The sequence below is a fragment of the Sphingobium sp. B11D3B genome, assembly GCF_025961735.1.
GTDB lineage: Bacteria > Pseudomonadota > Alphaproteobacteria > Sphingomonadales > Sphingomonadaceae > Sphingobium.
This window is the reverse complement of the sequence record NZ_JAOQOF010000001.1, coordinates 415,139-427,353: the sequence shown is the minus strand read 5'-3', so window position 1 is coordinate 427,353 and position 12,215 is coordinate 415,139. Positions and strand designations below refer to the sequence as shown.

Annotated in this window: 10 protein-coding genes, 1 tRNA gene and 1 other RNA gene; 2 read left to right on the top strand and 10 right to left on the bottom strand. The window is 64.4% G+C overall.

Annotated features, from left to right (window positions below; all coding sequences use genetic code 11):
* Window positions 1–4: 4 nt before the first annotated feature.
* Both cysK and M2333_RS02035 read left to right on the top strand, forming a co-directional pair.
* Window positions 5–928: a cysteine synthase A gene (gene cysK / locus M2333_RS02040; RefSeq protein WP_181560261.1), complete on the top strand. Its 924-nt coding sequence runs from the start codon at window positions 5–7 to the stop codon at window positions 926–928.
* A gap of 177 nt (window positions 929–1,105) precedes the next feature.
* Window positions 1,106–2,518 (top strand): cell wall hydrolase, encoded by a 1,413-nt coding sequence (locus M2333_RS02035; protein WP_264610702.1) that lies wholly within the window; start codon window positions 1,106–1,108, stop codon window positions 2,516–2,518.
* A 77-nt stretch (window positions 2,519–2,595) separates the two neighbouring features.
* Here the strand turns inward: M2333_RS02035 and M2333_RS02030 are convergent, their stop codons facing one another.
* The 10 genes from M2333_RS02030 to ffs all read right to left on the bottom strand — a co-directional run bounded on the left by M2333_RS02030 (window position 2,596) and on the right by ffs (window position 12,185).
* The gene (locus M2333_RS02030) at window positions 2,596–4,401 is read right to left on the bottom strand and encodes an acyl-CoA dehydrogenase C-terminal domain-containing protein (RefSeq protein WP_264610701.1); all 1,806 of its coding nucleotides are present in this window, start codon (window positions 4,399–4,401) and stop codon (window positions 2,596–2,598) included.
* Between the two features lie 23 nt (window positions 4,402–4,424).
* Window positions 4,425–4,859, bottom strand: coding sequence for a MerR family transcriptional regulator (locus tag M2333_RS02025; protein ID WP_181560264.1), 435 nt, complete (start codon window positions 4,857–4,859; stop codon window positions 4,425–4,427).
* A gap of 111 nt (window positions 4,860–4,970) precedes the next feature.
* Complete coding sequence (hisI, locus tag M2333_RS02020) at window positions 4,971–5,360, bottom strand: phosphoribosyl-AMP cyclohydrolase (protein WP_264610700.1); 390 nt, start codon at window positions 5,358–5,360, stop codon at window positions 4,971–4,973.
* An 85-nt stretch (window positions 5,361–5,445) separates the two neighbouring features.
* A tRNA-His gene (locus tag M2333_RS02015) sits at window positions 5,446–5,522 on the bottom strand.
* A 257-nt stretch (window positions 5,523–5,779) separates the two neighbouring features.
* Entirely contained in the window at window positions 5,780–6,052 is a 273-nt protein-coding gene (locus M2333_RS02010; RefSeq protein ID WP_181560266.1) for an HU family DNA-binding protein, read from the bottom strand.
* A gap of 253 nt (window positions 6,053–6,305) precedes the next feature.
* Entirely contained in the window at window positions 6,306–8,702 is a 2,397-nt protein-coding gene (gene lon / locus M2333_RS02005; RefSeq protein WP_264610699.1) for an endopeptidase La, read from the bottom strand.
* Between the two features lie 216 nt (window positions 8,703–8,918).
* Window positions 8,919–9,242: a YbaB/EbfC family nucleoid-associated protein gene (locus tag M2333_RS02000; RefSeq protein ID WP_264610698.1), complete on the bottom strand. Its 324-nt coding sequence runs from the start codon at window positions 9,240–9,242 to the stop codon at window positions 8,919–8,921.
* Window positions 9,242–10,996 carry a DNA polymerase III subunit gamma/tau gene (locus M2333_RS01995; protein WP_264610697.1) on the bottom strand — a complete coding sequence of 585 codons (1,755 nt, stop codon included), beginning with the start codon at window positions 10,994–10,996 and terminating at the stop codon, window positions 9,242–9,244. The genes M2333_RS02000 and M2333_RS01995 overlap by 1 nt, the downstream gene beginning before the upstream one ends.
* A gap of 32 nt (window positions 10,997–11,028) precedes the next feature.
* Window positions 11,029–11,937: a DMT family transporter gene (locus M2333_RS01990; RefSeq protein WP_264575311.1), complete on the bottom strand. Its 909-nt coding sequence runs from the start codon at window positions 11,935–11,937 to the stop codon at window positions 11,029–11,031.
* 150 nt (window positions 11,938–12,087) lie between these two features.
* Window positions 12,088–12,185, bottom strand: an RNA gene (ffs, locus tag M2333_RS01985) — signal recognition particle sRNA small type.
* Window positions 12,186–12,215 lie beyond the last annotated feature (30 nt).

Below are 12,215 nucleotides of genomic sequence, written 5' to 3'. Positions count from 1 at the left end.
GCCCATGAAAGTCTCGTCCATTCTCGAAACGATCGGCGGCACGCCGCACATCCGCTTCAACCGCCTGTTTGGCGATGCGAATGTCTGGATCAAGTCCGAGCGCTCCAACCCCGGCGGATCGATCAAGGACCGCATCGCGCTGGCCATGATCGAGGCTGCGGAAAAGGACGGCAGCCTCAAGCCCGGTGGCGTCATCGTCGAGCCAACCTCAGGCAACACCGGCATTGGTCTTGCCATGGTCGCCGCCGTGAAGGGCTATAAGCTTGTCCTCGTCATGCCCGAGAGCATGAGCCTTGAGCGCCGCCGCCTGATGCTGGCCTACGGCGCCAGCTTCGACCTGACCCCGCGTGAAAAGGGCATGAAGGGCGCCATCGAGCGCGCGCTGGAGATCGTGGCCGCCACACCCGGTGCGTGGATGCCGCAGCAATTCGAGAATCCGGCCAATATCGATGTCCATGTCCGCACGACGGCGCAGGAAATCTTCAACGATTTCGCCGACGAGCCGCTGGATGCACTGATCACCGGCGTCGGCACGGGCGGGCACATCACCGGCTGCGCGCAGGTGCTCAAGGCAATGTGGCCGGGCCTCAAGGTCTTTGCCGTGGAGCCGACGCTCTCCCCGGTCATCAGCGGCGGCGCGCCCGGCCCGCACCCCATCCAGGGCATCGGCGCCGGTTTCATCCCGGCCAATCTGCATACCGATCTGCTGGACGGCGTGATCCAGGTCGATCCCGCCGATGCCAAGGATTATGCCCGCCGCGCTGCCAGCGAGGAAGGCGTGCTGGTCGGCATCTCCTCCGGCGCGACGCTCGCCGCCATTGCCCAGAAGCTGCCGGAACTGCCCGCCGGCGCCAAGGTGCTGGGCTTCAATTACGATACTGGCGAGCGCTATCTTTCGGTGCCGGACTTCCTGCCCGAAGCTGGCTGATCCGGGTCGACCATCCCGTGCCGGCGAGCCGTTAAGACTTGCCGGCCGGAATTTCCCGTTATGGCACGGCCGTCCCTGCGGCCGGGCGGCTGGCCGTGCCGCTCTTGCCTAACGCGGCCTAAAGGCACACATACCGCCCCTCTCCGGCCGCGCATGGCGGCTTTGGCGGAAGGACGTATGGCAAGCAACGGTCTGATTGCGCGAAAATCGGCATTCCCGGCGCTCTCTTCGCGCCAGGGCCGACTCGTGCTGGCCGGCCTCCTAGGGCTGATCCTGACCGGCGCTCTGGCGCTGCTCGCTATCGGCAATCGCACCAGCGTTACCGCGCTGTCCGGCAGCGAGGCCGTGAGCACAGCCCTGCCCAAGGCACCGGATAACAGCCCCGTGCCCGTCGTCGAGCCGCTGGTGCTCGACGCCTCTCATCCCGATCAGGCCCGGCAGATGAACGCGCAAATCCCGTTCTCGACCGCGCCCAATCCTGCCGCCCGCCCCTTCACGTTCAAGGGCGATGCGATGGCGCTGGGTCGGGCAACCGACTGTCTCGCCGCTGCGATGATCTATGAGGCCGGCGATGACGCCAAGGGCCAGCGCGCGGTGGGACAGGTGGTGCTCAATCGCCTGCGCCACCCCGCCTTCCCCAAGACGGTGTGCGGCGTGGTCTTTCAAGGGCAGGAGCGGGCCACCGGCTGCCAGTTCACCTTCACTTGCGATGGCGCTATGGCGCGCCGCCCGTCCCAGGCAGCCTGGGATCGCGCTCGGGGCAATGCCATGCGGATGCTCGCTGGCGATGTCTATGCGCCTGTCGGCTACAGCACCCATTATCACACCGACTGGGTGATGCCCTACTGGAGCAAGTCGCTCGACAAGGTCGCGGCGGTCGATACGCACCTGTTCTTCCGCTGGGAGGGCTGGTGGGGCACACCGCCGGCCTTTGCGCGGAGCCTCAACATCGCTGCCGAGCCCGCCATCGCCAAGCTCGCCGCTTTGTCGCCTGTCCATGCCGATGATGGCGCGCTGGCCGGCACCCTGCCCGGCTCGCTGATCGACGACGCCACCGCACCGGCCTTGCTTGGCGCTGCGGATATCGGCAAGCGCATCGGCCCCGGTCGGCTGGCTGCCATCGAACCCGGTGGCACAGGCTTTGTGATGACGCTCGATCCGGGTGGTGACCCCGCCCGCTATGCGGACGCCGCCGCGCGCCTGTGCGCCGGGCGCGCGCAGTGTCGCCTGCTGGCCTGGACGAGCGACAAGGCGACGCCACGCAGCTTCCCGGTCGCGGAAACCAGCCTCGCCTCCATGTCCTTCTCCTATATCCGCATGAAGGACAGCGGCATCGAGCGCACGCTCTACAATTGCGACGAGTTCCGCGACGTGCCGCGCGTCAACTGCATGGTCCGCCGCACGCCGAGCGCACCCGCGCCCAAGCTGCTGGCCGACGAACGAGGTGAAGGCTCGCGGATCAACCTGCCGGACGGCGCGCGCCCCGTTGCCGACATGCAGCGCGGCGAGCTGGTGCCGCTCAAGCCCGGCGACGCCGCGCTGTTCAAGGCGCCGCTGCGGGCTGATGCGCCGGCATCTGCAAAGCCCTGAACGTCAGCCATCGACGTGAAAACGGCTCCCTCTCCGGAGAGAGGAAGCCGCTTCTTGATCCCGCAGGATAAGCCCGATCAGGCTGCCGTCAGGAACGCCTCCGGCGGCAGTTCCATGAGCACCTCGGCGCCACCCTCGATCTTGCGACGCAGCGCGCCGGCTTCCGGCATGATGCGCTCGGCGAAGTAGCGCGCCGTCACCAGCTTGGCCTTCATATAGTCGGGATTGCCTGTGCCGGCATTGAGCTGCGCCTGCGCGGCCATCGCCATGCGCAGCCACATCATGCCCGTCGCGACGATGCCGGTGATGTGCATATAGGCGTAAGCCGCGGCGCCGGCATTGTTCGGGTTCTGCATGGCATTCTGCATCAGCCACATGGTCGCAGCCTGCAGTTGCTGATTCGCCTTCTCCAGAGCCTCGGCAATAGCAGCCGTCTCCGGCACGGCCTTGCCGGCGGCGACATCCTGGGCGACCATCTTGAACAGCGCCCGCACCGCGCGACCGCCATTGGCGGGGAGCTTGCGGCCGACCAGATCCATGGCCTGAACGCCATTGGTGCCTTCGTAGATCATGGTGATGCGCGCATCGCGCACCGCCTGCTCCACGCCCCATTCGCGGATGTAGCCATGGCCGCCAAACACCTGTTGCGCCAGCACCGCGACGTCGAAGCCCTTGTCCGTGCCATAGCCCTTGATGACCGGGGTGAGCAGCGAGATGATGTCATCCGCCGCCTGACGCTCTTCCTCGGTCGGCGCATATTTGATGAGATCGACCTGCAGCGCGCCCCACAGTACCAGCGCGCGCAGGCCCTCTGTGAGCGCCTTGCACTCCATCAGCATCCGGCGGACATCGGGATGAACGAACAGCGTATCGGCAGGCTTGTCCGGCTCGGCAGCGCCGGTCAGTGCGCGGCCCTGCCGCCGGTCCATCGCATAATGGACCGCCTGCTGATAAGCCAGCTCACCTTGCGCGAGGCCCTGAAGGCCCACGCCGAGCCGCGCCTGGTTCATCATGATGAACATCGCAGCGAGGCCCTTATTCTCCTCGCCGATCATCCAGCCCGTCGCATCGTCATAGTTCATGACGCAAGTGGCGTTGCCGTGAATGCCCATCTTGTGCTCGATGGAGCCGCAGGTGACGGCATTGTGCGCCCCCAGCGAGCCATCGTCATTGACCATCATCTTGGGCACGAGGAAGAGCGAGATGCCCTTGCTGCCTGCGGGCGCGCCCGGCGTCTTGGCCAGCACGAGGTGGATGATGTTCTCGGCCATGCTGTGCTCACCGGCCGAGATGAAGATCTTGGTGCCGGTGATCTTGTAGCTGCCATCATCCTGCGGCTGCGCGCGCGTCTTGATGAGGCCGAGGTCGGTGCCGCAATGCGGCTCGGTCAGGTTCATGGTGCCGCACCACTGGCCGGAGACCATGTTGGGCACATATTTCTGCTTGAGCGTATCGTCGCCCTTGGCGAGGATCGCGCTGACCGCGGCCCCGGTCAGGCCGTGATACATGTTGAAGCCGTGGTTCGATGCCGTGAAATATTCCTCGGCGGCGATCGCCAGCACGATGGGCAGCCCCTGCCCGCCATATTCCTCCGGCGCATGCAGCGTGGTCCAGCCACCCGCGACGAACTGGTCGAAGGCTTCCTGAAAGCCCGGCGGCGTCGTCACCGTGCCATCGTCATTGCGCTTGCAGCCGATCTGGTCGCCGACGGCATTGAGCGGGCTGAGCACCTCGCTGGCGAACTTGCCGCCCTCTTCGAGAATGGCCTGAACGATATCGCTGGTCGCCGAAGCAAAGCCGGGATTGTTCGTCAGACGCTCCAGCCCGACGATCTCGTTGAGGATGAACATGGTGTCGGCGACGGGCGCCTTATAGCTGGGCATGGGCCTCTCCGTGGTAGAAAGTCTTAGTTGAGTTCGCCTGACAGGCGCTGATTTTCCTCGACGAGCGCGACGAAATTCTTCAGCTCTTCAATCGCTTCGTCGATATCCTGCCGCTGCCGCTGGAGCAATCCGATCCGCTCCTCGCATTTGGCGACGGTAAATTCGCGCTGGGTGCGCCGACCGTCGCCGGCATCGTACAGGTCGATCATGTCGCGGATTTCGGCCAGGCTGAATCCCACCCGCTTGCCGCGCAAGATCCAGGCGAGCCGCGCGCGATCGCGGTGGCTGTAGACCCGCGTCAGGCCCTGCCGGCGCGGCGAGATGAGTTCCTCATCCTCGTAAAAGCGCAGAGCGCGCGGCGTCACTTCGAATTCATCGCACAGGTCGGAGATCGAAAACTCTTCCCGCCCGTCCCGTTCCGGCTGGGGAATGCCGGCAATCATCTGGAGCTTCGTCATTGCATCCATCCTTCCGTGAAGGTCAGACGCGCAGTTTACGTTTACGTCAACGGAAAATCAACCCCTCCACGCCGGTGTTCAGGCGAGACTGAGCGACAGATCCGTTACCGCTCAATGGGCGTGCGGCTCGCGGTCGATCCATTCAAGCCCGTCATCCGTGACGCGGCGATAGAAGCAACTGACGCGGCCCGTGTGGCACGCCGGCCCTACGGGCTTGACCAGCAGCCAGATGGCGTCCTGATCGCAATCCAGCCGCATGTCGACGATGTGGAGTTCGTTGCCGGACTCCTCGCCCTTGCGCCAGAGCTTGCCCCGGCTGCGGGACCAGAAATGGGCAACACGCGTTTCGATCGTCGCGGCCAGGGCCTGCGCGTTCATATGCGCCAGCATCAGCAATTCGCCGGTATCGACACTGCTCGCCACGGCTGTGATCAACCCGTCGCGGTCATAGCGAGGATTGAGCCGCAGCCCTTCCTCCCGATCATCGTCTGTTTTTGCCATGCTGTGTCTATAGGCGGCGCGCGACGGGCTGTCAGCCCCGCGCACGCAGCGCGGCGGCCAGTCATCCAAATCTCGGAGAAGAAAATGGGGCGATCGACGGGATCCGAACCCGCGACCTCTGGTACCACAAACCAGCGCTCTAACCAACTGAGCTACGATCGCCACAGCGTCCATCGACGCTATCGAGAGGCGGCCCATAATGCCCCGGGAGGACCGCCGTCAAGCACAGAGCGCGCCCCTTTCGGGATTGGCACGCTTTTCCCGGCAGACCGGGCATCCTCAGCCCTCACCCCGGCTGAAAATCAAAAAGGCCAGGCAGAGCCCGGCCTTTGCCGACATGGGACGTCGCGTTCCCTGTCGGCGATCCAATCAAGCGGTGCCCCGGCCGGAAAGCGCGGGGCAACGATCGATCGAGTTGATTAGTTGACGGCGTCCTTGAGACCCTTGCCGGCCTTGAACTTCGGCTGGCTGGAGGCCTTGATCGCCATGGTTTCGCCGGTGCGCGGGTTGCGACCGGTCGAGGCCTTGCGCTGCGAAACGGAGAACGTGCCGAAGCCAACGAGGCGAACTTCATCGCCCTTCTTGAGAGCGGCGGTGATCGCGTCGAACACTGCCTCAACAGCCTTGTTCGCATCGGCCTTGGTGAGGCCGCTCTGATCCGCGACCGAACTGATGAGATCCTGCTTGTTCATGCCTTGGGAACCCCCTTCTTGAGAAAACTTGTGGTGGGAATCATGCGACGAAGGCGCGCATAAAGGCTTGCTTCGTCGCAAGTGTCAAAGAGATTTGCGCCTCAAACCCGTTAAAAACCCTGATTTACGCTGTTTTTCACGATGATCGGTCCGGTCCGGGCGACGGACCGGCCCATTTATGACGATCCTTAACCGCCCTTAACTTCAAATCGGGCTGTTTTGGGCATCGGCGTCATGACGATCATCGCGAGACTCAGTGCCGCATCCGCTGCTCATGCTCGGCTGCCGAGCCGATCGGAGGCTGGGCGGCGAGATCATCTTCCTCGGACCAGTCGATCGGTGTCAACGCCCCGGTGAGCGCCCGGGCAAGCACCTCGTCCACATGGCTCACCGGCACGATTTCAAGGCCTTCCTTGATGTTCGCCGGAATCTCCACCAGGTCCTTCTCATTCTCCTGCGGAATCAGCACGGTCTTGATTCCGCCGCGCAGCGCCGCGAGCAGCTTTTCCTTCAGCCCGCCAATGGGCAGAACTCGGCCGCGCAGCGTCACTTCGCCGGTCATCGCGACATCCTTGTGGACGGGGATGCCGGTCAGCGTCGAGACGATGGACGTCACCATGCCGATACCAGCGCTCGGCCCATCCTTGGGCACGGCGCCTTCGGGAAGGTGGATGTGAATATCCTTGCGGTTGAAGATGCTCGGCTTGATGCCATAAGCTGGGGCGCGCGCCTTCACATAGGAGAAGGCCGCCTGCACCGACTCGGTCATCACGTCGCCGAGCTTGCCGGTCGTCTTGATCTGGCCCTTGCCGGGGACCGTCACCGATTCGATGGTGAGCAGTTCGCCGCCCACTTCCGTCCAGGCAAGGCCCGTGACGGCACCGATCTGGTGCTCTTCCTCGGAAATGCCGTGACGGAATTTCCGCACGCCCGCATAATCGCCGAGATTCTCCGGCGTGATGGTCACGCTGGTTTCCTTGCCCTCGAGGATACGGCGGAGGGCCTTGCGCGCCAGCCGCGCGATCTCGCGCTCCAGCGTCCGCACGCCCGCTTCCCGCGTATAGTAGCGAATGAGGTCGCGCAGCGCGGCTTCCTCGATGGCGAATTCGCCTTCTTTCAGCCCATGGGCCTCGATCTGCTTCTCGATCAAATGCCGCTGGGCGATCTCCAGCTTTTCATCCTCGGTGTAGCCCTCCAGCCGGATGATCTCCATCCGGTCCAGCAGCGCCTGCGGAAGATTGAGGCTGTTGGCGGTCGTGACGAACATCACGTCCGAAAGATCGAGGTCGATCTCCAGATAATGGTCCTGGAACTTGCTGTTCTGCTCCGGGTCCAGCACCTCGAGCAGCGCGGACGCCGGATCGCCGCGGAAATCCTGGCCCAGCTTGTCGATCTCGTCGAGCAGCACCAGCGGGTTCATCGCGCCGGCCTTTTTGAGGTTGGACGCGATCTTGCCCGGCATGGAGCCGATATAGGTGCGGCGATGGCCCCGAATCTCGGCCTCGTCCCGTACGCCGCCCAGCGACTGGCGCACGAACTCGCGTCCTGTTGCCTTCGCGATGGAACGACCGAGCGAGGTCTTGCCGACACCCGGCGGGCCAACAAGGCAAAGGATCGGGCCTTTCAGCTTGTCGGAGCGCGCCTGCACGGCGAGATATTCGATGATCCGGTCCTTGACCTTGTCGAGCGCGAAGTGATCGGCATCCAGCACGTCCTGCGCCTTCACCAGATCCTTTTTGAGCTTGCTCTTCTTGCCCCACGGCACGCCGAGCAGCGCATCGAGATAATTGCGGACCACCGTCGCTTCGGCCGACATGGGCTGCATGGAGCGCAGCTTCTTCAGCTCGGCTTCCGCCTTGCTGCGCGCTTCCTTGCTCAGTCGGGTCTTCTTGATCTTCTCGGTCAGTTCGGAAAGCTCATCGCCCTCCTCACCTTCGCCGCCGCCCAGCTCGCGCTGGATCGCCTTGAGCTGCTCGTTCAAATAATATTCGCGCTGGGTCTTCTCCATCTGGCGCTTCACGCGGCCACGGATCTTCTTCTCGACCTGCAGCACGCCGAGTTCGCCTTCCATGAAGGCAAAGACCATTTCCAGACGCTTGAGCGGATCGCCCTCGACCAGCAGCGACTGCTTGTCGGCGACCTTCACGGCCAGGTTGGCCGCAATGAAATCGGACAGGCGACCAGCCTCGGTGATCTCGCGCAATTGCGCGGCAGCTTCCGCCGGCAGCTTCTTGTTGAGCTTGGCGTAATTCTCGAACTGGTCGGTGACCGAGCGCATCATCGCCTCGACCTCCGCGCCGCCCACGACGATATCGTCCAGCGGCGCAACGGTGGCGACGATATGATCCTCGACATCCGTCAACGCAGTCAGCGAGGCGCGCTGCTTGCCTTCCACCAGCACGCGGACATTGCCATCCGGCAGCTTGAGCATCTGCACGATACTGGCAATGACGCCCATGTCGTAAAGCGCTTCCCGGTCCGGATCGTCCTCGCTCGGGTCGAGCTGCGCGACGAGGAAGATGTCCTTGTCGCCCGCCATCGCCTTTTCAAGCGCCGTCACGCTCTTGTCGCGTCCCACGAACAGGGGCACGATCATCTGCGGGAAAACGACGATATCCCGCAGCGGCAAGAGAGGCAGATCAAGATCCATTGTCACTCCAATCCAGCCAGGGGGCCTTACCCCTGAGCCTGCGAACCGCCTTCGTGCAGAAGGGGCCGCTTCACAACCCGGTCGCTTTTCCCGCGCATCGCGAAAAACGATCAATGCATCATATCGTTCAGCCGCGCGCGCATTTCAACGGCGCGAAAAGCTACTGACTGCCGAACTGGTTAAGCGCGGGTAAAAACTATCGCCTTTTTACGCCGATCAGAAGGGCATCTTGAAGCCCGGCGGCAGCGGCAGACCAGCAGTCATCTTGCTCATCTGCTCGTTGGCGGCTTCATCCGCCTTGGCGCGCGCATCGTTGAAGGCGGCGACAATCAGGTCTTCCAGCATCGTTTTGTCGGCCGGCACGATCAGGCTCTCGTCAACCGAAAGGCCGAGGATACGGCCCTTGGCGCTCGCCCGCACCTTGACCAGTCCGCCGCCGGACGCACCCTCGACCTCGATATGGTCGAGTTCAGCCTGCGCCTTCTGCATTTCCTCCTGCACCCGGCTGGCCATGCCGAGAATGTCGTTGAGGTCCTTCATCAGCCTTCACTCCTATATTGCTCATCATCCGGGTCCACGAGCCGTGCTCCGGGGAATGCTTCCAGCGCAGCAGCCACGATGGGCGCAGCGCTGATCTGGGCAAGCCGCGCTTCCTTGGCGGCCTGCTCCTGCTCGCGCAGGCTTGGCTGGCCGTGGGCATCCGTCGAGCGGACATCCCAGACCTCGCCCGTCACCTCACGCAACGCCGCCGCTACTTGCCGGGGGAAATCGGCATCGAGCGGCTGGAGGATGCGGAAGGCCAGTTCCGGCGGAGCATAATGCACAAGGCTCACATAATCATGCAGCTCCGCGCTGAGCCGGGCATGGCGCGCCTTGAGCGCCTCGACCATCGCGGCAAAATCCGTCGGCAGCGCTGGCGTTGCCGCTTCCGACTCCGGCTCAGGCGCGGCTGGCGGCGCGGGCGGCGGAGCGCTCGGGGCCGCCTGGGCCGCTTCGCTCAACGTCCCGCTGGGCGCAGGGGCCGGCATCGTCGGGCTCGTCTGCCCGCCACCGGCACCGTCGCGGATGAGCCGCGCCAGTTCGGCCGGGTCCGGCATGGCTGAGGCGTGGATCAGCCGCAGCAGCGCCATTTCGCAGGCCGCGTGGGGCCGCGCTGCGGCAGCAACCTCGGCATGGCCCTTGAGCAGCAATTGCCACAACCGATGGAGCACCGGGAAAGACAATTGCTCTGCCCAACCGGCAATCGCGCCGCGCTCGGCCTCCGGCATGCGGTCGAGCCCGGCGCCGCGCCCGGCCTTGGCCGTCGTCGCCGCATGGATGAGATCGAGCAAGGCATTCACCGTGGCGAGCGGCTCAACGCCGAGCGCTTCCTGCTCGCCCAATGTCGCCAGCACCGCCGGGGCATCGCCATCGAGAATCTGGTCGAACAGCCGCCGCGTCGCGCCGCGATCCGACAGGCCGAGCATCTCGCGAACCTGGTCGGCCTGGACGAAGGGCCGGCCATCCTCGCCAACCCCGGCATGCGCAATCGCCTGATCAAGGATCGACTGGCCATCGCGCGCGGAACCTTCCGCGGCGGTGGCAATGAGGCGCAGGGCGTCGTCTTCGGCAACCACCCCTTCCTTGCCGCAGATCATGCGGAAATTATCGACCAGCAGTTCCACCGGAATCCGCCGCAGGTCGAAGCGCTGGCAGCGGGAGAGCACCGTGATCGGCACCTTGTTCACCTCGGTGGTGGCGAACAGGAACTTCACATGCTCGGGCGGCTCCTCAAGAGTCTTGAGCAACGCATTGAAGGCATTGCGCGAGAGCATGTGCACTTCGTCGATGATGTAAATCTTGAACCGCGCCGAGACGGCCGCATAGCGCACCGCCTCGATGATCTCGCGCACATCATCGACGCCGGTGTGGCTCGCCGCGTCCATCTCGATCACGTCGATATGGCGCCCCTCGGCAATCGCCTTGCACGGTTCGCAGACGCCGCAGGGATCGATCGTCGGCCCGCCCTGCCCGTCCGGACCGACGCAATTGAGTGCCTTGGCGATCAGCCGCGCGGTGGACGTCTTCCCCACCCCGCGCACGCCGGTCATCAGGAAGGCGTGGGGCAAACGCTCGCGCTTGATCGCATTGGCGAGCGTGCGCACCATCGCTTCCTGGCCGATCAGCTCGGCAAAGGTCTGCGGGCGATAGGCGCGGGCGAGCACGCGATAGGCGGGCGCGTCAGGCGCCACAGCCGCTTGCGGCCGGGGCGGTTCGCCAAGGTCGAAGCCCGGATCGTCTGAGGAATCGGTCATTGCGTTCGTTCTAGCCGCACTCGCGCCGGAAGTTAATGCGCGATCGGGGCGCGGACGGATCGCCGCAGGAAGGGCAGCGCGATGCCAATGAAGATCAGGCCCATACCGGCAAGATGATAGCCATGCAGCGGCTCGTCCAGCAGCAGCGCGGCGAGCAGCGCGCCGAACACCGGCTGCAGGTTGATCACCTGCCCCGCATCGCCCGCCCCGATCTGCTCCACCGCCAGGTTGAACAGAAAGTAGGCGACCAGCGAGGGCAGCAGGATGACATAGGCGACGCCCGCCGCGACGCCGGGCGTCATGATCACCCGCGCATGTGCCAGTTCATAAGCGGACAGCGGCGCCATGCACAGCACGCCGATGAACGCGGTGATCGCCAGAAAGCTCAGCCCGTGGATCTTCGGCCGCAGGCGCAGAAACACCGTGTAGAGCGACCAGAGGCTGACCGCGCACAGCACCAGCAGATCGCCCCGGTTGAACACCATCGAGAACAGGGCCGACGGATTGCCCTGCAGGATGATCGTAAGCACCCCGGCGGCTGCCATGATCACGCCGACCACCTGCATGGCGCGCGGGCGATTGCGGAAGAACAGGAAGTCGAACAGCAGCACCAACGCAGGAATGGCTGCCTGGATGAGCAGGCTGTTCGCCGCCGTCGTATATTGCAGGCCGGAATACATGAAGGCGTTGAAGCAGCCGACGCCGATCACGCCGAGGAACAGAATGATCTTCCAATTGGCTTTGGCCACGGGCCAGTCCTGCCGCAAATAGCGCCACGCCACCGGCAGCGCGATCAGGGTCGCGCCGCTCCAGCGCCAGAAGGCCAGTGTGAAAGGCGGCATTTCCGTGTGGATCGCTCGCGCAACCACGGAGTTGCCGGACCAGAGCAGCATCACCAGCACCAGCATGAGATAGACGATGGTTCGGGATCTGCCGGCCATGAACTCAGTCCTTTCGCGCGCGCCGCTCAGCCACGAAAGCGCGGCCTGCCTATGACGCCATGCCCATGACGCCCTATCCTGCCCCCGGCAAGTCCGCGCGCGTGCCCGCAAGCAGAAGGACGCTGCAGAACAAGGACGTTGTGATGAGAGGTAGGTGGAAGCCGGAACGACCCGCAGCGAATTCGTTGTGGCTGCTTCCGTCAGGACCTGACCAGGTTGGCGAAGACTACGTCCGCCCGACTTCCGCGGCGCATATGGCGGCATGAGGCGGGAAATGC

Coding starts and splice junctions, on each gene's coding strand:
- M2333_RS01995 (WP_264610697.1), bottom strand. CDS start 10,996: ATGACCGATTCCTCAGACGATCCGGGCTTCGACCTTGGCGAACCGCCC.
- cysK (WP_181560261.1), top strand. CDS start 5: ATGAAAGTCTCGTCCATTCTCGAAACGATCGGCGGCACGCCGCACATC.
- M2333_RS02000 (WP_264610698.1), bottom strand. CDS start 9,242: ATGAAGGACCTCAACGACATTCTCGGCATGGCCAGCCGGGTGCAGGAG.
- M2333_RS02025 (WP_181560264.1), bottom strand. CDS start 4,859: ATGACGAAGCTCCAGATGATTGCCGGCATTCCCCAGCCGGAACGGGAC.
- hisI (WP_264610700.1), bottom strand. CDS start 5,360: ATGGCAAAAACAGACGATGATCGGGAGGAAGGGCTGCGGCTCAATCCT.
- M2333_RS01990 (WP_264575311.1), bottom strand. CDS start 11,937: ATGGCCGGCAGATCCCGAACCATCGTCTATCTCATGCTGGTGCTGGTG.
- lon (WP_264610699.1), bottom strand. CDS start 8,702: ATGGATCTTGATCTGCCTCTCTTGCCGCTGCGGGATATCGTCGTTTTC.
- M2333_RS02035 (WP_264610702.1), top strand. CDS start 1,106: ATGGCAAGCAACGGTCTGATTGCGCGAAAATCGGCATTCCCGGCGCTC.
- M2333_RS02010 (WP_181560266.1), bottom strand. CDS start 6,052: ATGAACAAGCAGGATCTCATCAGTTCGGTCGCGGATCAGAGCGGCCTC.
- M2333_RS02030 (WP_264610701.1), bottom strand. CDS start 4,401: ATGCCCAGCTATAAGGCGCCCGTCGCCGACACCATGTTCATCCTCAAC.